This is a genomic window from Enterobacter cloacae complex sp. 402C9 (assembly GCF_050030745.1).
GTDB lineage: Bacteria > Pseudomonadota > Gammaproteobacteria > Enterobacterales > Enterobacteriaceae > Enterobacter > Enterobacter intestinihominis.
Window position 1 is genome coordinate 826,696 of the sequence record NZ_JBLGUW010000001.1, and the last position, 20,860, is coordinate 847,555.

The 20,860-nt window shown below is 55.9% G+C and carries 18 protein-coding genes; 10 read left to right on the forward strand and 8 right to left on the reverse strand.

Annotated features, from left to right (window positions below; translation table 11 throughout):
* Positions 1 to 8: 8 nt before the first annotated feature.
* Genes fhuC through fhuB form a run of 3 tightly spaced genes read left to right on the forward strand, consistent with a single transcriptional unit; the run spans position 9 to position 3,675 of the window.
* The gene (gene fhuC, locus ACQG1K_RS03885) at positions 9 to 806 is read left to right on the forward strand and encodes a Fe3+-hydroxamate ABC transporter ATP-binding protein FhuC (protein WP_367074807.1); all 798 of its coding nucleotides are present in this window, start codon (positions 9 to 11) and stop codon (positions 804 to 806) included.
* On the forward strand, positions 806 to 1,696 hold the full coding sequence (gene fhuD, locus ACQG1K_RS03890; protein ID WP_367074806.1) for a Fe(3+)-hydroxamate ABC transporter substrate-binding protein FhuD: 891 nt from the start codon (positions 806 to 808) through the stop codon (positions 1,694 to 1,696). Before fhuC ends, fhuD begins: the two co-directional genes overlap by 1 nt.
* A complete protein-coding gene (gene fhuB, locus ACQG1K_RS03895; protein WP_367074805.1) occupies positions 1,693 to 3,675 on the forward strand; it encodes a Fe(3+)-hydroxamate ABC transporter permease FhuB in 1,983 nt (660 codons plus the stop codon). The genes fhuD and fhuB overlap by 4 nt, the downstream gene beginning before the upstream one ends.
* Before the next feature lie 93 nt (positions 3,676 to 3,768).
* Here fhuB and hemL read toward each other — a convergent pair whose 3' ends face one another.
* Complete coding sequence (gene hemL / locus ACQG1K_RS03900; RefSeq protein ID WP_015572714.1) at positions 3,769 to 5,049, reverse strand: glutamate-1-semialdehyde 2,1-aminomutase; 1,281 nt, start codon at positions 5,047 to 5,049, stop codon at positions 3,769 to 3,771.
* A 177-nt stretch (positions 5,050 to 5,226) separates the two neighbouring features.
* On the opposite strand from hemL, the gene clcA reads away from it, so the two are divergent.
* Both clcA and erpA read left to right on the forward strand, forming a co-directional pair.
* Positions 5,227 to 6,627, forward strand: coding sequence for a H(+)/Cl(-) exchange transporter ClcA (gene clcA / locus ACQG1K_RS03905; RefSeq protein ID WP_022647097.1), 1,401 nt, complete (start codon positions 5,227 to 5,229; stop codon positions 6,625 to 6,627).
* An 85-nt stretch (positions 6,628 to 6,712) separates the two neighbouring features.
* The gene (gene erpA / locus ACQG1K_RS03910; RefSeq protein WP_003856230.1) at positions 6,713 to 7,057 is read left to right on the forward strand and encodes an iron-sulfur cluster insertion protein ErpA; all 345 of its coding nucleotides are present in this window, start codon (positions 6,713 to 6,715) and stop codon (positions 7,055 to 7,057) included.
* Positions 7,058 to 7,114: 57 nt separating this feature from the next.
* Here erpA and ACQG1K_RS03915 read toward each other — a convergent pair whose 3' ends face one another.
* The 3 genes from ACQG1K_RS03915 to mtnN are packed head-to-tail and all read right to left on the reverse strand — an operon-like array spanning position 7,115 to position 9,262.
* Entirely contained in the window at positions 7,115 to 7,738 is a 624-nt protein-coding gene (locus ACQG1K_RS03915) for a TRIC cation channel family protein (RefSeq protein ID WP_003856227.1), read from the reverse strand.
* Positions 7,739 to 7,761: 23 nt separating this feature from the next.
* Entirely contained in the window at positions 7,762 to 8,571 is an 810-nt protein-coding gene (gene btuF, locus ACQG1K_RS03920) for a vitamin B12 ABC transporter substrate-binding protein BtuF (RefSeq protein WP_367074803.1), read from the reverse strand.
* Positions 8,564 to 9,262, reverse strand: a complete 699-nt coding sequence (mtnN, locus tag ACQG1K_RS03925; protein ID WP_003856223.1) for a 5'-methylthioadenosine/S-adenosylhomocysteine nucleosidase — start codon at positions 9,260 to 9,262, stop codon at positions 8,564 to 8,566. The genes btuF and mtnN overlap by 8 nt, the downstream gene beginning before the upstream one ends.
* A gap of 82 nt (positions 9,263 to 9,344) precedes the next feature.
* Here mtnN and dgt point away from each other — a divergent pair, with 82 nt between their 5' ends.
* The 3 genes from dgt (at position 9,345) to ACQG1K_RS03940 (ending at position 13,729) form a co-directional block, all read left to right on the forward strand.
* Positions 9,345 to 10,859, forward strand: coding sequence for a dGTPase (gene dgt, locus ACQG1K_RS03930; RefSeq protein ID WP_023299363.1), 1,515 nt, complete (start codon positions 9,345 to 9,347; stop codon positions 10,857 to 10,859).
* 132 nt (positions 10,860 to 10,991) lie between these two features.
* Complete coding sequence (gene degP, locus ACQG1K_RS03935; RefSeq protein WP_022647101.1) at positions 10,992 to 12,425, forward strand: serine endoprotease DegP; 1,434 nt, start codon at positions 10,992 to 10,994, stop codon at positions 12,423 to 12,425.
* Between the two features lie 146 nt (positions 12,426 to 12,571).
* The gene (locus ACQG1K_RS03940; protein ID WP_426720945.1) at positions 12,572 to 13,729 is read left to right on the forward strand and encodes a CdaR family transcriptional regulator; all 1,158 of its coding nucleotides are present in this window, start codon (positions 12,572 to 12,574) and stop codon (positions 13,727 to 13,729) included.
* An 89-nt stretch (positions 13,730 to 13,818) separates the two neighbouring features.
* On the opposite strand, the gene ACQG1K_RS03945 is transcribed toward ACQG1K_RS03940, so the two are convergent.
* The 4 genes from ACQG1K_RS03945 to map form a co-directional block, all read right to left on the reverse strand.
* A complete protein-coding gene (locus ACQG1K_RS03945; protein ID WP_022647102.1) occupies positions 13,819 to 14,208 on the reverse strand; it encodes a DUF3461 family protein in 390 nt (129 codons plus the stop codon).
* 111 nt (positions 14,209 to 14,319) lie between these two features.
* Positions 14,320 to 15,144 (reverse strand): 2,3,4,5-tetrahydropyridine-2,6-dicarboxylate N-succinyltransferase, encoded by an 825-nt coding sequence (dapD, locus tag ACQG1K_RS03950; RefSeq protein ID WP_003856214.1) that lies wholly within the window; start codon positions 15,142 to 15,144, stop codon positions 14,320 to 14,322.
* A gap of 32 nt (positions 15,145 to 15,176) precedes the next feature.
* Positions 15,177 to 17,852: a bifunctional uridylyltransferase/uridylyl-removing protein GlnD gene (glnD, locus tag ACQG1K_RS03955; RefSeq protein ID WP_367074799.1), complete on the reverse strand. Its 2,676-nt coding sequence runs from the start codon at positions 17,850 to 17,852 to the stop codon at positions 15,177 to 15,179.
* Between the two features lie 62 nt (positions 17,853 to 17,914).
* Positions 17,915 to 18,709 carry a type I methionyl aminopeptidase gene (gene map, locus ACQG1K_RS03960; RefSeq protein ID WP_022647104.1) on the reverse strand — a complete coding sequence of 265 codons (795 nt, stop codon included), beginning with the start codon at positions 18,707 to 18,709 and terminating at the stop codon, positions 17,915 to 17,917.
* A gap of 321 nt (positions 18,710 to 19,030) precedes the next feature.
* Here map and rpsB point away from each other — a divergent pair, with 321 nt between their 5' ends.
* Together rpsB and tsf are read left to right on the forward strand one after the other, a co-directional pair.
* A complete protein-coding gene (gene rpsB / locus ACQG1K_RS03965; protein ID WP_022647105.1) occupies positions 19,031 to 19,756 on the forward strand; it encodes a 30S ribosomal protein S2 in 726 nt (241 codons plus the stop codon).
* Positions 19,757 to 19,873: 117 nt separating this feature from the next.
* On the forward strand, positions 19,874 to 20,725 hold the full coding sequence (tsf, locus tag ACQG1K_RS03970) for a translation elongation factor Ts (RefSeq protein ID WP_015572722.1): 852 nt from the start codon (positions 19,874 to 19,876) through the stop codon (positions 20,723 to 20,725).
* The last annotated feature ends 135 nt before the right edge of the window (positions 20,726 to 20,860 follow it).

Below are 20,860 nucleotides of genomic sequence, written 5' to 3' on the forward strand. Positions count from 1 at the left end.
TGGCTGACATGCAGGATACTAAAACGCAATCCGACTCCACCTTCACGCTCAACAATCTCTCCTTTCGCGTACCCGGGCGCACCTTGCTGCATCCGCTCTCTTTGACGTTTCCCGCAGGTAAAGTGACCGGTTTAATCGGGCACAATGGTTCCGGTAAATCGACGCTGCTGAAGATGCTGGGCCGTCATCAGCCGCCGTCCGAGGGCGACATTCTGCTGGATGACCAGCCGCTGGCGAGCTGGAGCAGTAAGGCCTTTGCCCGCAAGGTGGCCTATCTGCCGCAGCAGTTGCCGCAGGCGGAGGGGATGACGGTGCGCGAGCTGGTGGCGATTGGACGTTATCCGTGGCACGGTGCGCTCGGGCGTTTTGGCGTTGCTGACAGAGAGAAAGTGGAAGAGGCGATCGCGCTGGTTGGGTTAAAACCGCTGGCGCACCGTCTGGTGGATAGCCTGTCCGGTGGCGAGCGTCAGCGCGCATGGATCGCAATGCTGGTGGCGCAGGACAGCCGCTGCCTGTTGCTCGACGAACCCACTTCAGCGCTGGATATTGCTCATCAGGTTGACGTCCTGGCGCTGGTGCATCGCTTAAGTCAGCAGTGCGGCCTGACGGTGATTGCCGTTCTGCATGATATCAACATGGCGGCACGCTATTGCGACTATCTGGTAGCGCTGCGCGGCGGTGAAATGATCGCTCAGGGTACGCCTGCCGAACTGATGCGCAGCGAAACGCTGGAACATATCTACGGTATTCCTATGGGCATTCTGCCTCACCCGGCCGGGGCTGCACCCGTGAGCTTTGTCTACTGATGCTGGATCCAACATTAATTAGCCGCCGTCGCCTGCTAACGGCCATGGCACTCTCACCTCTGCTGTTAAAGATGGGCCCGGCCCGCGCTGCCGCAGTCGATCCGCACCGCATCGTGGCGCTGGAGTGGTTGCCCGTCGAACTGATGATGGCGCTGGGCGTGACGCCTTACGGCGTGGCCGATATTCCCAACTACACCCTGTGGGTGAATGAGCCAAAACTGCCGGACTCCGTCATCGACATCGGTCTGCGTACGGAGCCGAACCTTGAGCTTCTCACCCAGATGAAACCGTCTTATTTATTCTGGTCTGCGGGGTATGGCCCGTCGGAAGAGACCATGGCGAAGATTGCGCCCGGACGGGGCTTTTCCTTTAGCGACGGTAAAAAGCCGCTGACCATGGCAAAAAATTCCATCCACGAGATGGCGCAGTTCCTCAACCGTGAGGCTGAGGCGAAAAAACATCTCAATGAATTTGATGCGCTGATTGATTCCCTTAAGCCGCGCTTTGCCCACCGTGGCGATCGGCCTTTGCTGATGGTGACCCTGCTGGATTCCCGCCATATGCTGGTCTTTGGAAATAACTGTCTGTTCCAGGAAGTACTCGACAACTTTGGCATTCGCAATGCCTGGGAAGGCGAGATGACATTCTGGGGCAGTACCGCCGTGGGGATTGACCGTCTGGCGGCGTTTCGTGATGTGGACGTGCTGTGCTTTGACCACGGCAATGAGCGCGAAATGCAAACCCTGATGGCGACTCCGCTCTGGCAGGCAATGCCGTTTGTCCGCGAGCAGCGCTTCCTGCGCGCGCCAGCGGTATGGTTCTACGGCGCGACGCTGTCGGCCATGCATTTTGCCCGCGTGCTGGACAATGCACTGGGAGGCAAGGCATGAGCACGCGTATGGCCCGTTTCCCGATGTTACTGTTAGCGCTCATTTTTCTGGCTGCCCTGGCATTAACCGGCTTTAACCTGACCACGGCGTTACCGCGCGATCATTGGACAGCCGCGTTTGCCGCACCGGATATCGACAATATTCAGCAAATGCTGTTCCACTACAGCCTGCTGCCGCGTCTGGCTATCTCCCTGCTGGTCGGGGCGGGACTGGGACTGGTGGGCGTACTGTTTCAGCAGGTGCTACGTAACCCGCTGGCGGAGCCAACCACGCTGGGCGTGGCGACGGGGGCTCAGCTGGGGATCACCATCACCACGCTCTGGACCCTGCCGGGAGCGTTAACCTCGCAGTTTGCCGCGCTGGCAGGCGCATGCGTGGTCTGTGCGCTGGTCTTTGGCGTAGCCTGGGGAAAACGTCTCTCACCGGTTACGCTGATCCTCGCGGGGCTGGTCGTCAGCCTCTACTGTGGGGCGATCAACCAGCTGCTGGTGCTGTTTCACCACGACCAGCTGCAAAGCATGTTTATGTGGAGTACCGGCACGCTCACCCAGACCGACTGGAGTATCGTCCAGCGTCTGTGGCCGCAGCTGTTCGGCGGCGTGGTGCTGACGCTGCTGCTGCTGCGTCCGCTCACGCTGATGGGCCTGGACGACGGCGTGGCGCGCAATCTCGGGCTGGCGCTGTCGCTGGCCCGTCTGGCGGCCCTGACCCTGGCGATTGTGCTGAGCGCGTTACTGGTTAACGCCGTCGGCATCATCGGTTTTATCGGCCTGTTTGCGCCATTGCTGGCAAAAATGCTCGGCGCGCGCCGTCTGCTGGCGCGTCTGATGCTGGCGCCGCTGATTGGTGCGCTGATACTCTGGCTTTCCGATCAGCTCATTCTCTGGCTGGCGCGCGTCTGGATGGAAGTTTCCACGGGCTCGGTGACGGCCCTGATCGGCGCGCCGCTGCTGCTGTGGCTGCTGCCGCGCCTGCGCAGCATTAGCGCTCCGGCGATGGATGCCGGCGATAAAGTGCATGCCGAGCGTCAGTCGGTGGTGTGGTTCAGCCTTGCCGGGCTGGCAGTGCTGGTTATCGCCTCGTTTGCCGCACTCTCGCTGGGACGCGACGCCACGGGCTGGCACTGGGCAACGGGGGATTTGCTGCATGAACTCATGCAGTGGCGCTGGCCGCGGATTTTCTCCGCGCTGATTGCGGGCGTCATGCTGGCGGTGGCGGGCTGTATTATCCAGCGTCTCACCGGCAACCCGATGGCAAGCCCGGAAGTATTAGGGATTAGCTCCGGGGCCGCGTTTGGCGTAGTGATGATGTTGTTCCTCGTGCCGGGCAATGCGTTCGGCTGGCTGATGCCTGCCGGGAGTATCGGTGCGGCAGTCACGCTGATGATTATCCTGATCGCCTCCGGGCGAGGTGGTTTCTCACCTCACCGCATGCTGCTGGCCGGGATGGCGCTCAGCACCGCGTTTACTATGCTGCTGATGATGTTGCAGGCGAGCGGCGATCCGCGCATGGCGCAGATCCTGACCTGGATTTCCGGTTCAACATACAACGCCAACGGCAGCCAGGTGGTGCATACCGGGATTGTGATGATCGTGCTGCTGGCGATTGTGCCGCTGTGCCGCCGCTGGATGACCATTCTGCCGCTGGGTGGGGATACCGCCCGCGCGGTCGGGGTGGCGCTGACGCCAACGCGCATTGCGCTGTTGCTGCTGGCCGCGTGCCTGACGGCGACGGCCACCATGACTATCGGCCCGCTCAGTTTTGTCGGATTAATGGCGCCGCATATCGCCCGTATGATGGGTTTCCGCAGGACTTTGCCGCATATCGTGATCTCTGCGCTGACGGGCGGGGCGATCCTGGTCTTTGCTGACTGGTGCGGAAGGATGGTGCTGTTCCCGTATCAGATCCCGGCGGGCCTCCTGTCGACCTTTATCGGCGCGCCTTACTTTATTTATCTGTTGAGAAAGCAGAGTCGGTAATAAAAGTAAACGGCAATCCTTAGATTGCCGTTTTAGTGTTTGCTCCCTCTCCCTGTGGGAGAGGGTTGGGGTGAGGGCATCAAGCCGCACATTTTACAGCTTCGCAAATACCTTACGCGCTGCGTCGATGGTGTTATTGATATCTTCTTCGCTGTGCGCCACGGACATAAAGCCCGCTTCAAACGCTGACGGGGCAAGATACACGCCTTCTTCCAGCATCAGGTGGAAGAAGCGTTTGAAGCGTTCCACGTCGCATTTCACCACGTCCTGATAGCAGGTCACGGTTTTCGCATCGGTGAAGAAAATCCCGAACATCCCGCCCACGTGGTTCACCACCAGTGGAATACCCGCATCTTCTGCGGCTTCCAGCAAACCGTTTGCCAGTTGCGTCGTCCGGTCCGTCAAGGTTTCGTGGATACCCGGCTGCGCCACTTCGGTCAGACAGGCAAAGCCCGCCGCCATCGCAATCGGGTTACCGGAGAGCGTACCCGCCTGGTAAACCGGACCGGTTGGCGCCAGCGCGTCCATGACGTCCTTACGTCCACCGAACGCGCCGACAGGCATGCCGCCGCCAATGATTTTGCCGAGGCAGGTCAGATCCGGCTCCACGCCGTAGTATGACTGCGCCCCCGCCAGCGCCACGCGGAAGCCGGTCATCACTTCGTCGATGATCAGCAGCGCGCCGAACTCATCACACAGGGCGCGCAGGCCCGGCAGGAAGTCAGGCTGCGGTGGGATACAGTTCATGTTGCCCGCAACTGGCTCAACGATGATGCAGGCGATCTCCTGCGGATACTGCTCGAACGCGGCGCGAACGGTGTTCAGATCGTTATAGGTGCAGGTCAACGTGTGTTTCGCGAAATCAGCCGGCACCCCCGGGGAGTTCGGCTGGCCGAGGGTCAGCGCGCCGGAACCAGCTTTCACCAGCAGACAGTCGGCATGGCCGTGATAACAACCTTCGAACTTGATGATCTTGTCACGGCCGGTAAAACCGCGCGCCAGACGGATAGCGCTCATGGTCGCTTCGGTACCGGAGTTCACCATACGCACCATGTCCATCGTTGGCACCAGTTCGGTGACCAGCTCCGCCATTTTGACTTCCATCTCGGTTGGCGCGCCGAAGCTCAGGCCGCGCTGAGCGGCTTCAATCACCGCATTGCGGATCGCCGGGTGGTTGTGGCCCAGTACCATCGGGCCCCAGGAGCCGACGTAATCGACATAGGCTTTACCATCCACATCATACAGATATGCGCCATCCGCACGTTCGATAAACAGCGGGGTGCCACCCACGCCGGTAAAGGCGCGCACGGGTGAGTTCACGCCGCCTGGGATTAGCTCGCGGGCTGCGCTGTAGAGGTTTTCAGACTTGCTCATGGCGTCGTTCCTGGTTCGTAGAAATGAGTTAAGGCAACTATTCTAAGTGATTCGGAAGAGGTTATAAAATTTTTGCCCCATAGAAGGCTTAACAATTGTTAAGTATTTTTCAGGGGACGAGGGGATTGTCTCTGGTAGAATCCCTGCGGCCTTTTGTATGACGAAACAGAACAGGTAATGAACGAGAACACGCCTTCTTTTGAACAACAACAGTTTACGCGCGCGAAGCACCGGGTCAGTATCCGGCGGCTGCTCAACCGTGACAAAACCCCGTTAGCCATTCTGGTGGCAGCCGCCGTTGTGGGCACGCTGGCCGGGCTGGTAGGCGTCGCGTTTGAGAAAGCCGTCAATGCGGTGCTCAACTGGCGCATAGGTACCGTCGCCAGCTTTGCGGATCGTGAATGGCTGGTCTGGGTGTGGGCCTTTGGCCTTTCGGCCCTGTTTGCCATGGTGGGCTATTTTCTGGTGCGTAAATTCGCCCCTGAAGCAGGCGGCTCGGGGATCCCTGAAATTGAGGGGGCGCTGGAAGAGCTACGCCCGGTTCGCTGGTGGCGCGTGCTTCCTGTGAAATTTATCGGCGGGATGGGAACGCTCGGAGCGGGCATGGTGCTCGGTCGGGAAGGACCAACGGTACAGCTGGGCGGTAACGTCGGGCGCATGGTCGGCGATCTGTTCCGTATGCGCAGCGCCGAAGCGCGCCATACGCTGCTGGCAACGGGGGCGGCGGCCGGGCTGTCTGCCGCGTTTAACGCGCCGCTGGCGGGTATCCTGTTTATCATTGAAGAGATGCGCGCCCAGTTCCGCTACAACCTGATCTCCATTAAAGCGGTGTTTACCGGCGTGATTATGTCGAGCATTGTCTTTCGCGTCTTTAACGGCGAAGGGGCGGTGATTGAAGTTGGCAAGCTAACTAATGCGCCGGTCAATACTTTGTGGCTGTATCTGATTCTTGGGATGATTTTTGGCGTCGTTGGCCCGCTTTTTAACACCCTGATTTTACGGGCGCAGGATATGTTTCAGCGCATCCATGGCGGAAATACCACGAAATGGGTGCTGGTGGGGGGCCTGCTTGGTGGCGTGTGCGGGATCCTCGGTTTTATCGAACCGAATGCGGCGGGCGGCGGTTTCGGTCTGATTCCCATTGCCGCGGCGGGGAATTTCAGCGTAGGCCTGCTGCTGTTTATGTTTATTTCACGCGTCATCACCACGGTATTGTGCTTCTCCTCTGGTGCCCCGGGCGGCATTTTCGCCCCGATGCTGGCGCTGGGGACGCTGCTGGGTACGGCGTTCGGGATGGCGGCGGCGGCAGGCTTCCCGGCCTACCATCTGGATGCGGGGACGTTTGCGGTTGCGGGAATGGGGGCGCTGCTGGCGGCCTCCCTGCGTGCGCCGCTGACCGGGATCGTGCTGGTGCTGGAAATGACCGACAATTACCAGCTCATTTTGCCAATGATCATTACCTGCCTCGGCGCGACACTATTAGCCCAATTCCTGGGTGGAAAACCGCTATACTCCACCATTCTTGCCCGTACCCTGGCGAAACAGGAAGCTGAACAGGCCCTGAAGCAGAATACTTGAATGAATTACCAGGGTATTAGATAATGACAAAAAGAATTGGGTGATTTTTACCCAATAGCAGTCGCAGTATTCATGGGAGCATAAGATGAGTGATGACGTAGCGTTGCCGCTGGAATTTACCGAAGCAGCAGCGAAAAAAGTGAAAACCCTGATTGCCGACGAGGACAATCCGGATCTGAAACTGCGTGTTTATATTACCGGCGGCGGCTGTAGTGGCTTCCAGTATGGTTTTACCTTTGACGACCAGGTTAACGATGGTGATATGACTATCGAGAAACAGGGCGTCGCGCTGGTGGTTGATCCGATGAGCCTGCAATATCTGGTGGGCGGTTCAGTGGACTACACTGAAGGTCTGGAAGGTTCGCGCTTTGTGGTGACTAACCCGAATGCGACCAGCACCTGCGGGTGTGGTTCTTCATTCAGTATTTAACCTGAATGCAAATTGTAGGCCCGGTAAGCGAAGCGCCACCGGGCTTATAAACGATACCTATCTTGAATTTTCATCCAGTGCAAACGTCGGCAGCTTCAGGTGCCAGCGTATCGCCGCTAAACGGATCACCAGCGTTACCACCATCCCCAGCATCGCCGCGTTTTCCAGCGGGACAGCAAAGGTGTAATACGCCGTGGCGTGAACAATCCCCCCGATGATACAGGCCGTCGCGTAGATTTCCGTTCGCAGGATCATCGGGACTTCTCGCGCCAGAATGTCGCGAATAATCCCTCCGCCCACGCCGGTCAACACGCCCATACAGATCGCCACCAGCGGGCCAGTCCCGGCAATAAAGGCTTTATTCACGCCTATTCCCACAAAGACCGCCAGACCGACGGCATCCAGCACTGGCAATATCCATTTTGGTAGTCTGCGAGGCTGACGAACCAGCACGATGGTTAACAGGCAGGTGACCATCGCCACCACCAGATCCGTTGGATCTTTTACCCAGAATACCGGGCCGTTTGCTAGCGCCATATCGCGAATCGTTCCGCCGCCTACCGCCGTAACGACGCCGAGCACCAGTACGCCAAAAGGATCCATGCGTAGTTTTCCGGCAAGCAAAACGCCGGAGATAGCAAAAACGGCTGTGCCAAGAATATCCAGCCAATACACGAGCATCGTTAAATCCTCGAATAGGGTATTTATCTGTTTGAGTGACTCTCTGCCAGTTCGGCGCAGAGTTGTTTTGCGGCGAGGATAATACGCGGGCTGGCGCGTTCAAACCAGTCGCTGTTGAGTGCGAGGACCGGAATTTTAAGCTGCCGATGCCAGAATTGTTCTATTTTAGGAATCTGGCTCGCATTTCCGACCACCACAATGGCCTGCGGTTGCCGCGCCAGAACCTGCTCACGACTGACCTGCGGCCAGGGGACCCGGCTTTCGGCAAAGATATTTTCACCTCCACAGATCTCAAGCACCAGGTTCTGGATCGAACCTTTCCCGGTAGTGAACAGCGGCTGGCTGCCAAATTGCAGAAAAACGCGTTGTTTCGGTTGCGTGCCGTATCGGGTTTTTAGCGCAGCATAGTCGTTGAGCATCTGCTGTGCAGCGTGCTCGGCGCGTTGGGGGGTAGGGCTGAAGGGCGCGAGGTCACGGAGGGTTTGCGCCACCTGTTCGATGCTCACCGCATCTACCCATTTTACCGTTATTCCCAGCGAAGAGAGCTGGTTCACCTGTCGTTCGGCATTACCACCGCGCCAGGCAAGAACCAGATCGGGCTTCAGCGCCACGATGCGTTCCAGGTTCATTCCCTGCCAGGTGGCAACCTGTTCGATTTGGGCGGCCTGGGGTGGATAATCGGAAAAGCTGCTCACCGCAACGGGCGTAATCCCGGCGGCAAACGCCAGTTCCGTATTGGCAGGGGAGAGTGTGATCACCCGCGGCGCGGCGATGAGCCAGGCCGGGGCGAGCAGAAGCAGGGCGACCAGCGCCCTGAATGACACCTTACCCACGCGCCAGTTTCTGCACCAGGGTTTCCACCATCACGGTGGACTGTTTGGCCGCAACGGCCAGGAACTCGTCGAAGCTGATGTGGGACTGCTGGTCCGCCACGTCAGAGATCGCGCGAACGACCACGAACGGCACGCTGAAGTTATGACACACGTGCGCAATGGCCGTGGCTTCCATCTCAACGGCCACAGCCTGCGGGAAGTTATGACGGATTTTCGCCAGACCAACAGAGCCGTTGATAAAGGCATCGCCGCTGACGATCAGGCCACGCACCGCATTGAGGTTCAGCTCGTTAATGCAGCTTTCAGCGGCGGCAATCAGCTTATCATCCGCTTTAAACCCGGCCGGGCAGCCCGGAAGCTGACCATATTCGTAGCCGAATGCGGTGACATCTGCATCGTGGTAACGCGCTTCGTCGGAAACCACGATATCGCCCACTTTCAGCGTCGGCGCCAGACCGCCCGCCGAACCTGTATTAATGATAACGTCAGGCTTGCAGCGCTCAAGCAGCAGGGTCGCGCCCAGTGCCGCTGCAACTTTACCGATGCCTGATTTCAGCAGAGCCACGTCAACGCCGTTCAGCTGGCCGGTGTAGATCTCACAGCCACCAAGGGAGAGGGTCTGACGGTTCTCAATTTTGTCACGCAGCAGCGTAACTTCTTCTTCCATTGCACCAATAATGCCGATTTTCATAGATTTACTCGCGATGTGCCTTGTTAAGATGCATAGTCTATCATGCGGTTAAGGGGAAACGCATTCTCACGCGGGGGAGCACATGGCACCAATCGATTTTCGCACCAAAATTAACTGGCACCGACGTTTCCGTTCGCCACAGGGCGATAAGAGCGAACATGAGATCCTGCGCATTTTTGAAAGCGATCGCGGACGCATCATCAATTCGCCCGCCATCCGCCGGTTACAGCAAAAAACCCAGGTGTTCCCGCTGGAGCGTAACGCCGCGGTGCGTACGCGGTTAACGCACTCCATGGAAGTGCAGCAGGTGGGGCGCTACATTGCAAAAGAGATCCTCAGCCGTCTTAAAGAGCAACGTCTGCTGGAAACCTACGGGCTGGATGAACTGACCGGGCCGTTCGAAAGCATCGTTGAGATGGCCTGCCTGATGCACGATATCGGCAATCCTCCCTTTGGTCATTTCGGCGAGGCCGCCATCAATGACTGGTTTAAACAGCGGCTTTTTCCCTCTGACGCCATAAGCCAGCCGCTCAGCGATGACCGCTGTGTGGTACGCGATTTACGCCTGCGTGAGGGCGAAGATAGCCTGAACGATCTGCGCCGCAAGGTGCGTCAGGATCTGTGTCATTTCGAAGGTAACGCGCAGGGGATCCGTCTGGTGCACTCCCTGATGCGCATGAATCTGACCTGGGCGCAGGTGGGCTGTATTCTCAAATACACGCGTCCCGCGTGGTGGATGGGGGAAACGCCTGCCACCCATAGCTACCTGATGAAAAAACCGGGCTATTACCTGTCGGAAGAAGCGTACATTGAACGGTTGCGTAAAGAACTTTCGCTAACGCCGAATGGCCGTTTTCCATTGACGTGGATTATGGAAGCGGCTGATGACATTTCTTATTGCGTGGCCGATCTGGAAGACGCAGTGGAAAAAAGAATATTCAGCGTCGAGGAGCTGTATCAGCATCTTCACGATGCCTGGGGAGAGCATGAAAAAGGTTCTCTGTTTGCACAGGTCGTCGAGAATGCCTGGGATAAATCGCGTTCAAATTCGCTGAGCCGCAGTACCGAAGATCAGTTCTTTATGTATTTGCGGGTCAATACGCTGAATAAACTGGTGCCGTATGCGGCCGCCCGTTTCATTGATAATTTGCCGATGATATTTAGCGGGGAATTTAATCACGCCCTGCTGGAAGATGAGAGCAGTTTTAGTCAGCTGCTTGAATTATATAAAAACGTGGCTGTTCGCCATGTTTTCAGCCACCCGGATGTCGAACAGCTGGAGCTGCAAGGATACCGGGTTATCAGCGGGTTGCTGGAAATTTATGGCCCGCTGCTCCAGCTGACGGTCGATGAGTTTTGCGAGCTGGTCGAAAATGAACGTGTTCGCCGCCTGCCGATTGAATCTCGTCTCTATCAGAAGCTTTCAACCCGTCACCGGCTGGCATACATTGAGGCCGTCAGTAAAATAGATCGTCATTCTTCCCAATGGCCAGTCATGGAATATTATTATCGCTGTCGTCTTATCCAGGACTATATCAGCGGGATGACAGATTTGTATGCCTGGGATGAATACCGCAAGCTTATGGCCGTTGAATAAGCCATGAGTTTTGTAAAGACGACCAATAAATTTTTACTTTTTCCATAAACTTAATCCCGGAACTAAGCGGTATAAAACGAATCTGAGTTACACAGCAATTTTGCGTTATCTGGTAAATCGAGATTGAGAAACATGAAAAAAACCACATTAGCAATGAGTGCACTGGCTCTGAGTTTAGGTTTAGCGTTGTCCCCTCTGGCGACGGCGGCCGAGACAGCTTCCTCGGCAGCGACTGCGCAGCAGATGCCAAGCCTGGCCCCGATGCTCGAAAAAGTGATGCCATCGGTGGTGAGTATTAACGTTGAGGGCAGCACAACCGTCAATACGCCGCGTATGCCGCGTAATTTCCAGCAGTTCTTCGGCGACAATTCGCCATTCTGCCAGGACGGTTCGCCATTCCAGAGCTCCCCGTTCTGTCAGGGCGGCGGCGCAGGGGATGACGGTCAGGGCGGCGGCCAGCAGCAGAAATTCATGGCACTCGGCTCGGGCGTTATTATTGATGCAGCGAAAGGCTACGTGGTGACTAATAACCACGTGGTAGATAATGCTAACACCATTAAGGTTCAGATGAGCGATGGCCGTAAATTCGATGCCAAAGTGGTCGGTAAAGACCCGCGCTCCGATATCGCACTGATTCAAATTCAGGATCCGAAGAACCTGACGGCGATTAAGCTTGCCGACTCTGACGCGCTGCGCGTGGGTGACTACACTGTCGCCATCGGTAACCCGTTTGGTCTGGGCGAAACCGTGACCTCGGGTATCGTCTCCGCGCTGGGACGTAGCGGCCTGAATGCGGAAAACTATGAAAACTTCATCCAGACGGATGCGGCCATTAACCGCGGTAACTCCGGCGGTGCACTGGTTAACCTGAACGGTGAACTGATCGGTATCAACACCGCTATCCTGGCACCGGACGGTGGCAACATCGGTATCGGCTTTGCTATCCCGAGCAACATGGTGAAAAACCTGACTGCGCAGATGGTGCAATATGGACAGGTGAAACGTGGTGAGCTGGGTATCATGGGGACCGAGCTGAACTCCGAGCTGGCGAAAGCGATGAAAGTGGACGCTCAGCGCGGCGCATTCGTAAGCCAGGTCATGCCGAACTCTTCAGCGGCGAAAGCCGGCATTAAAGCGGGTGACGTGATCACCTCTCTGAACGGTAAACCGATCAGCAGCTTTGCCGCCCTGCGTGCGGAAGTGGGTTCTATGCCAATCGGCAGTAAAGTGACCCTCGGCCTGCTGCGTGAAGGTAAGCCAGTTAACGTGAGCCTGGAACTGCAACAGAGCAGTCAGAATCAGGTGGATTCCAGCACCATCTTCAGCGGTATTGAAGGTGCTGAGATGAGCAACAAAGGGGCAGATAAAGGCGTGGTGGTGAACAACGTGAAAGCGAACTCACCTGCTGCCCGTATCGGCCTGAAAAAAGGTGATGTGATCATGGGCGCTAACCAGCAGCCGGTGAAAAACATCGCTGAACTGCGCAAAATTCTCGACAGCAAGCCGTCCGTGCTGGCACTGAATATTCAGCGTGGTGATACCTCTATTTATCTCCTGATGCAGTAATCTTCTTAAGCCCCTGTTCGCAGGGGCTTTCTCTTTTCTGTGACCTTTCCCACAACTCCATACATCTCTCTCTGCCTTTGGGCATCTGCACAATGCAGCCTTAGCTGAACTTCCCTATGCTTGAGCTCTGCTCACGGGAGGGTTATATGGCTGGCTGGCATCTTGATACCAAAATGGCGCAGGATATCGTGGCGCGCACCATGCGAATCATCGATACCAATATCAACGTAATGGACGCCCGAGGGCGCATTATCGGCAGCGGCGATCGTGAGCGTATTGGTGAATTGCACGAAGGGGCGTTGCTGGTGCTCTCTCAGGGGCGCGTGGTCGACATTGATGACGCCGTGGCGAAACATCTGCACGGGGTCCGTCAGGGGATCAACCTGCCGCTGCGTCTGGAAGGAGAGATTGTTGGCGTTATCGGTCTGACCGGCGATCCTGAATCGCTGCGTAAATACGGCGAGCTGGTCTGCATGACGGCGGAGATGATGCTGGAGCAGTCGCGTCTGATGCATCTGCTCGCCCAGGACAGCCGCCTGCGTGAAGAGCTGGTGATGAATTTGATCCAGGCGGAGGAGCACACGCCTGCCCTGAGTGAGTGGGCGCAGCGTCTGGGTATCGACCTGAATCAGCCGCGCGTGGTCGCCGTTATTGAGGTGGATAGCGGCCAGCTTGGCGTGGACAGCGCCATGGTGGAGCTACAGCAGCTGCAAAATATGCTGGCGACGCCGGAGCGTAACAACCTGGTGGCAATAGTCTCTTTGACGGAAATGGTGGTGCCCAAGCCTGCGCTTAATCAGTTTGGTCGCTGGGACGCGGAAGATCATCGTCGCCGCGTTGAGCTGCTCATCGAGCGCATGAAGGAGAACGGACAGCTCCGTTTTCGCGTCGCGCTGGGAAATTACTTTACCGGGCCGGGAAGTATCGCCCGTTCATGGCGAACGGCGCGCACTACCATGATGGTGGGTAAACAGCGCATGCCGGAGAGCCGCAGTTATTTCTATCAGGATCTGATGCTGCCGGTCCTGCTCGACAGCCTGCGCGGTGGCTGGCAGGCCAACGAGCTGGCGCGCCCGCTTGTACGTCTGAAAGCGATGGACAACAACGGGCTGCTGCGCCGCACGTTGCAGGCGTGGTTCCGGCATAACGTGCAGCCGCTGGCAACGTCAAAAGCGCTGTTTATTCACCGTAATACGCTGGAGTATAGGTTAAACCGGATCTCGGAACTGACGGGGCTGGATTTAGGGAATTTTGACGACCGGCTACTGCTGTATGTGGCGTTGCAGCTGGATGAACAAAGATGATGCTTTTTGCCGGGTGGCGGCTTCGCTTTACCCTGACTACATGCGTTCGTAGGCCCGGTAAGCGAAGCGCCACCGGGCAATAAAACGGCTCATTTGTTACGCGTCAATTTCTCAAGATCAGCTTCAATTTCGCTGATCTTATGGGTAACAACACTTTCCAGGTGACGCAGGTCGTCAAGGATCTTACGTTTCAGATCGACTTCGCTGCGATCGCGCTGGCAGATTTGATCGAGTTCGTCGATAACGTAGCGCAGGTTAGGGCTGATTTCCTGTACTTCTTTATATCCCTGACCGATACCGTCAGCGACAACGGTCTTACGCTGGCGTGGGTATTTAAATTTCACGCTTTTGGCGAAGAACTCTCCTTTGTCCTTGTGAAAATAGATTTTCAAAATATCGTTATTGGCTTCCTGGCGGAGACTATAACGATCAATTTCATCAGGATTGGTAATGCCCAGACTTTTCAGATTATCGTACATAGCGGTACCCTTGATCTCAACATAACCTATGAATAATTAACGAAAAAATCTATTTTCGCCACCTTCGGATATAAAAAAAGCGGGGTTGCCCCCGCTTTTTGTTATACCCGATTAATCGATGGTGCGCAGCAGTTCATTGATGCCCACTTTACCGCGCGTTTTCGCATCCACTTTTTTCACGATGACCGCACAGTACAGGCTGTATTTGCCATCTTTAGACGGCAGGTTGCCGGAAACCACAACGGAACCGGCTGGAACGCGGCCGTAGTGAATTTCACCGGTTTCGCGATCGTAAATACGGGTGCTCTGGCCAATGTACACGCCCATGGAGATCACAGAACCTTCTTCGACGATCACGCCTTCAACCACTTCGGAACGTGCGCCGATGAAGCAGTTGTCTTCGATGATGGTTGGGTTAGCCTGAAGTGGCTCCAGAACGCCACCAATGCCGACGCCGCCGGACAGGTGAACATTTTTACCGATCTGCGCGCAGGAGCCGACGGTAGCCCAGGTGTCCACCATGGTGCCTTCGTCAACGTAGGCGCCGATGTTCACGTAGGATGGCATCAGCACGGTGTTGCGTGCGATGAATGCCCCCTGACGAACGGCTGCCGGTGGTACTACGCGGAAGCCCTCTTTCTGGAAGCGCGCTTCGTCGTAATCCGCAAATTTCATTGGCACTTTATCGAAGTAGCGGCTTTCTGCTCCGTCGATAACCTGGTTATCGTTGATACGGAAAGAGAGCAGCACAGCTTTCTTCAGCCATTGATGAGTAACCCACTGACCGTCGATTTTTTCTGCCACGCGCAGCGCGCCGGAATCCAGCAGGGAAATAACCTGGTTTACCGCTTCACGGGTCACGGTATCCACATTTGCCGGAGTGATGTCGGCGCGACGCTCAAAAGCGGACTCAATAACGTTCTGTAACTGCTGCATTGTTTACTCTTTCCATTTCACTAAAAAACACGTCACCCTTTATCGTTTGGATTGAGGGCTGCTGTCAACCGTTGTTGCACTTCAAGTTGCAGGTCATTATTAAGGGCACGCCGGTCGGCCGTCGCGATTATAAATAAATCTTCTACTCGTTCGCCAATGGTTGTAATTCGGGCGCCGTGAAGCGAAATTCCCAGATCGGCAAATACCTGGCCGACGCGGGCGAGCAGCCCTGGCTGGTCGAGCGCAATCAGCTCAAGGAACGATTTACGGTCGGTATGGGTCGGCAGGAAATTGACCTCGGTATCGACGGTAAAGTGGCGCAGTTTTGCTGGCTGACGTCGCGGCTGCGGAGGTTGCCAGCTGCGCTGCGTAATCGCCTGCTCGAGGCCAAAGCGTATCCCCTCATGCCTGTCCGACGACAGCGGGCTGCCATCCGGCTCCAGTACAATAAAGGTGTCCATCGCCATGCCGTCGCGGGTGGTAAAAATCTGCGCGTCGTGAACGCTCAGGTTACGCCTGTCCAGTTCGGCGCAGACCGCCGCAAACAAATAAGGCCGGTCCGGGCTCCAGATAAAGATCTCCGTTCCGCCACGCGTGGCCTGCGGGCTGAGCAGAATCATTGGTTTCGTCAGGTCGTGCTTCAGCAGATGCCGGGCGTGCCATGCAAGCTGGTTTGGGCTGTGGCGCACAAAGTAGTTGGCGCGACAGCGCGCCCAAATCTGATGTAGTGCCTCTTCGTTAATGTTATCCATGCGCAACAGGGCAAGCGCCTGCAACTGGTGGTGGCGCACGCGCTCGCGCATATCCGGGGTGTTCTGCATCCCGCGACGCAGCTGTTTTTCGGTGGCGAAGTACAGCTCGCGCAGCAGGCTCTGCTTCCAGCTGTTCCACAGGGTTTCGTTGGTGGCGCAGATATCGGCTACCGTCAGGCAGACCAGGTAGCGCAGGCGGTTCTCCGTTTGCACTTCCTCGGCGAACTGCTTGATCACTTCCGGATCCTGAATATCACGACGCTGAGCGGTAACCGACATCAGCAGATGATGGCGAACCAGCCAGGCGATAAGCTGCGTTTCACGCGAGTTCAGACCGTGCAGCTCGGCAAATTTCAGCACGTCCTGGGCACCGAGTACGGAGTGGTCGCCGCCGCGACCTTTGGCGATATCATGGAACAGGGCGGCGATCAGGATCAGCTCCGGGTGCGCCAGACGTGGCCACAGATCAACGCACAGCGGATGGCGGGATCGCGTCTCTTCTTTAGCGAAGCTTTCCAGCTTCAGCATGACGCGGATTGTGTGCTCATCTACCGTATAGGCGTGAAACAGGTCGAACTGCATCTGCCCGACAATATGCGACCACTGGGGCATATAGGCCCACAATACGCTGTGACGGTGCATCGGCAGCAGACCGCGGCTGACGGCGCCCGGATGACGAAGCATGCTCAGGAACAGCGAGCGCGCCTCCGGGATGTAACACAGCGGCTGCTTCAGATGGCGTCGTGCATGGCGCAGATGACGCAGGGTGGTGGAGTAGATCCCGGTGATCGTGCTGTTGCGCACCATGGTGTAGAACATTCGCAGGATAGCTTCCGGTTCGCGGATGAACAGCGTTTCGTCGCGAAGATCGATCAGCGTGCCGCGCAGCTGAAATTCGTCATCAATCGGACGCGGTTTTTCGTCTGCCGTCAGCGCGAGGATCGCCTCATCGAACAGCTGTAACAGCATCTGGTTCAGCTCAGAGACGCGGCGAGTGACGCGGAAGAAATCCTTCATCATTTGCTCGACCGGCTCGTTGCCCTCGCCCTGGTAATTCAGGCGCTGCGCCACGCTAAGCTGCCGGTCAAACAGCAGGCGGTTATCGTAGCGGGTGACCTCCAGGTGCAGCGCAAAACGGATGCGCCAGAGCAGATGCAGGCACTCGTTGAGTTCGTTACGTTCGGCTTCGGTCAGAAAACCAAAACCGACCATTTCGTCCAGCGAGGTGGCCCCAAAATGGCGACGGGCGACCCATTGCAGCGTGTGGATATCGCGCAGGCCACCGGGGCTGCTTTTAATATCCGGTTCGAGATTATAGCTGGTGCCGTGATAGCGCTGGTGGCGCTGGTTTTGTTCTTCGACTTTCGCGGCGAAGAATTTTTCTGAAGGCCAGAAGCCGTCGCTAAAGATGTGCTTTTGCAGTTCGAGGAACAGCGCCACGTCGCCAATCAGCAGGCGGGTTTCAATTAAATTGGTAGCGACGGTCAGGTCAGATAACCCTTCCAGCAGACACTCTTCCAGCGTGCGCACGCTGTGACCCACTTCCAGCTTCACGTCCCAGAGCAGGGTCAACAGCTCACCGATTTTCTGCGCCCGATCGTCCGGCAGTTTTTTACGGCTTAAGATTAGCAGGTCGATATCAGAGAGCGGATGCAGTTCACCCCGGCCATATCCGCCGACAGCAACCAGCGCGACGTCGCTCACCTGCCCGAAACCGTAGTCGATCCACAGACGTTGCAGGAGCTGGTCGATAAATTCGGTGCGCGCTTCAATGAGCTGTTCGGCTGAGACGCCTGCATCAAATGCGCTACCCAGCCAGCGATGGAAAACCGCCATATGGGATTTGATATGCGCGCAGGTCAGCTCATGCGGTGGCCAGACGCCCGGGTTGTCAGGCTGGTCGGGGAGGGTGGGAAGTGCTGTGTTAGCATACTGTTCGGGTAAGAGATTACTCATCGTGCGCCACCCATAAGAAAAAGCTATCGCCATTAAAAAAGCCGGCATTCGCCGGCTTCTTATCACTCAATGTTCGTCAGTATCGCCGGGATGGTGTCATCCTTGCGCAACGTCATAATTTCGCAGCCGTTGTCTGTAACCACAATAGTATGCTCGTACTGGGCAGACAAGCTTCTGTCTTTGGTTTTTACCGTCCAGCCATCTTTCATGGTACGGATGCGGTAATCGCCCGCGTTGACCATTGGCTCAATAGTAAAGGTCATGCCCTTTTGCAGCACTACGCCACCGTCGTCTGCATCATAGTGCAGAACTTGCGGTTCTTCATGGAACACACGACCAATACCGTGACCGCAATATTCACGCACCACGGAGAAACCTTCCGCTTCCACAAACTTCTGGATTGCGGCGCCGATGGTGCGCAGGCGGATGCCTGGCTTCACCATTTTCAGCGCCAGGTAGAGGCTGTCCTGGGTGACTTTACACAGGCGCTCGCCCAGAATCGTTGGCTTGCCAACGATGAACATCTTAGAGGTGTCACCGTGGTAGTCGTCTTTAATGACGGTCACGTCGATGTTGACGATATCGCCATCTTTCAGCAGCTTCTCGTCATCCGGAATGCCGTGGCAAACCACTTCATTAATAGAGATGCAGACGGATTTTGGAAAACCGTGATAGCCAAGGCAGGCGGAGACCGCGTGCTGCTCGTTGACGATATAGTCGTTACAGATGCGATCCAGTTCGCCGGTGCTGACGCCCGGTTTCACAAACGGTTCGATCATTTCAAGCACGTCAGCGGCCAGACGACCGGCGACGCGCATCTTTTCAATTTCTTCAGGTGTCTTAATAGAGATAGCCATGTAATCTGTCCATCGGTGTCGATTTTTTCGACAATACTAGTGTAAGTGTTGTCAATGGTATCAGTCAGGCGCACCCCGTGCCAAATTGAGAATCATTAACAGCACACTCCGCCAACAATTATTGGTTTCTGGCCGTGTTTTGTGATATAAAGCGCGCCGGACTTCCGATCCATCTCAGATACACAGGCTGGACGGGAGCGACAAATCTCACTTTGTGTAACAACACACACGTATCGGCACATATTCCGGGGTGCCCTTCGGGGTCGGTAATATGGGATACGTGGAGGCATAACCCCAACTTTCAATATAGAGGTTTTAAACATGGCAACTGTTTCCATGCGCGACATGCTCAAGGCTGGTGTTCACTTCGGTCACCAGACCCGTTACTGGAACCCGAAAATGAAGCCTTTCATCTTCGGCGCACGTAACAAAGTTCACATCATCAACCTTGAGAAGACTGTACCAATGTTCAACGAAGCCCTGGCTGAGCTGAGCAAGATCTCTTCCCGTAAAGGTAAGATTCTGTTCGTTGGTACTAAGCGCGCTGCAAGCGAAGCTGTGAAAGATGCTGCTAACAGCTGCGACCAGTTCTTCGTGAACCATCGCTGGTTGGGCGGCATGCTGACCAACTGGAAAACTGTTCGTCAGTCCATCAAGCGCCTGAAAGATCTGGAAACCCAGTCTCAGGACGGTACTTTCGATAAGCTGACTAAGAAAGAAGCGCTGATGCGCACTCGTGAACTGGACAAGCTGGAAAACAGCCTGGGCGGTATCAAAGATATGGGCGGCCTGCCAGACGCGCTGTTCGTAATCGATGCAGACCACGAGCACATCGCAATCAAAGAAGCTAACAACCTGGGTATCCCGGTATTCGCTATCGTTGATACCAACTCCGATCCGGACGGTGTTGACTTCGTTATCCCGGGTAACGACGACGCAATCCGTGCTGTTAGCCTGTACCTGAGCGCTGTAGCTGCTACCGTTCGTGAAGGCCGTTCCCAGGATCTGGCTTCTCAGGCGGAAGAAAGCTTCGTAGAAGCTGAATAATAAGGTTTTACCCCTTATTAGTACCGTGTATGAATAGGGGCCCATTATCGGCCCCTTTTTTCAATTTATACTGTTTGGCTCCCGGCCGGGCAGTTCACATCTCCCGAGGATTTAAGAATGGCTGAAATTACCGCATCCCTGGTAAAAGAGCTGCGTGAGCGTACTGGCGCAGGCATGATGGATTGCAAGAAAGCGCTGACCGAAGCGAACGGCGACATCGAGCTGGCAATCGAAAACATGCGTAAATCCGGTGCGATCAAAGCAGCTAAGAAAGCAGGCAACGTTGCTGCTGACGGCGTGATCATCACCAAAATCGACGGCAACTACGGCATCATTCTGGAAGTTAACTGCCAGACTGACTTCGTTGCTAAAGATGCTGGTTTCCAGGCATTTGCTAACAAAGTTCTGGACGCAGCGGTTGCAGGCAAAATCACTGACGTTGAAGTGCTGAAAGCACAGTTCGAAGAAGAGCGTGTTGCGCTGGTTGCTAAAATCGGTGAGAACATCAACATCCGTCGCGTATCTTCCCTGGAAGGCGATGTTCTGGGCTCTTACCAGCACGGCGCGCGTATCGGTGTTCTGGTTGCGGCTAAAGGCGCTGACGAAGAGCTGGTTAAACAGCTGGCAATGCACATCGCTGCAAGCAAACCAGAATTCGTTAAGCCAGAAGACGTGTCTGCTGAAGTGGTAGAGAAAGAGTACCAGGTTCAGCTGGACATCGCGATGCAGTCTGGTAAGCCAAAAGAAATCGCAGAGAAAATGGTTGAAGGCCGCATGAAGAAATTCACCGGCGAAGTTTCTCTGACTGGCCAGCCTTTCGTAATGGATCCAAGCAAGTCTGTTGCTCAGCTGCTGAAAGAGCACAACGCTGACGTGACTGGCTTCATCCGCTTCGAAGTGGGCGAAGGCATCGAGAAAGTTGAGACTGACTTCGCAGCAGAAGTTGCTGCCATGTCCAAGCAGTCTTAATGATTGAAAAGGAGCCGCCTGAGGGCGGCTTCTTTTTGTCACCCGTCTCACGAAATCAGACAGGCTCCAGTATCGCTGTGCTGATTTGCGACATATCATGTCGCCAGAATTAACCCCATCTTAATCGTTGACAGT

Bases quoted from the DNA above. Each gene is read 5' to 3' on its own strand.
- fhuC (WP_367074807.1), top strand. From the start codon at position 9: ATGCAGGATACTAAAACGCAATCCGACTCCACCTTCACGCTCAACAAT.
- fhuD (WP_367074806.1), top strand. From the start codon at position 806: ATGCTGGATCCAACATTAATTAGCCGCCGTCGCCTGCTAACGGCCATG.
- fhuB (WP_367074805.1), top strand. From the start codon at position 1,693: ATGAGCACGCGTATGGCCCGTTTCCCGATGTTACTGTTAGCGCTCATT.
- hemL (WP_015572714.1), bottom strand. From the start codon at position 5,049: ATGAGCAAGTCTGAAAACCTCTACAGCGCAGCCCGCGAGCTAATCCCA.
- clcA (WP_022647097.1), top strand. From the start codon at position 5,227: ATGAACGAGAACACGCCTTCTTTTGAACAACAACAGTTTACGCGCGCG.
- erpA (WP_003856230.1), top strand. From the start codon at position 6,713: ATGAGTGATGACGTAGCGTTGCCGCTGGAATTTACCGAAGCAGCAGCG.
- ACQG1K_RS03915 (WP_003856227.1), bottom strand. From the start codon at position 7,738: ATGCTCGTGTATTGGCTGGATATTCTTGGCACAGCCGTTTTTGCTATC.
- mtnN (WP_003856223.1), bottom strand. From the start codon at position 9,262: ATGAAAATCGGCATTATTGGTGCAATGGAAGAAGAAGTTACGCTGCTG.
- dgt (WP_023299363.1), top strand. From the start codon at position 9,345: ATGGCACCAATCGATTTTCGCACCAAAATTAACTGGCACCGACGTTTC.
- degP (WP_022647101.1), top strand. From the start codon at position 10,992: ATGAAAAAAACCACATTAGCAATGAGTGCACTGGCTCTGAGTTTAGGT.
- ACQG1K_RS03940 (WP_426720945.1), top strand. From the start codon at position 12,572: ATGGCTGGCTGGCATCTTGATACCAAAATGGCGCAGGATATCGTGGCG.
- ACQG1K_RS03945 (WP_022647102.1), bottom strand. From the start codon at position 14,208: ATGTACGATAATCTGAAAAGTCTGGGCATTACCAATCCTGATGAAATT.
- dapD (WP_003856214.1), bottom strand. From the start codon at position 15,144: ATGCAGCAGTTACAGAACGTTATTGAGTCCGCTTTTGAGCGTCGCGCC.
- glnD (WP_367074799.1), bottom strand. From the start codon at position 17,852: ATGAGTAATCTCTTACCCGAACAGTATGCTAACACAGCACTTCCCACC.
- map (WP_022647104.1), bottom strand. From the start codon at position 18,709: ATGGCTATCTCTATTAAGACACCTGAAGAAATTGAAAAGATGCGCGTC.
- rpsB (WP_022647105.1), top strand. From the start codon at position 19,031: ATGGCAACTGTTTCCATGCGCGACATGCTCAAGGCTGGTGTTCACTTC.
- tsf (WP_015572722.1), top strand. From the start codon at position 19,874: ATGGCTGAAATTACCGCATCCCTGGTAAAAGAGCTGCGTGAGCGTACT.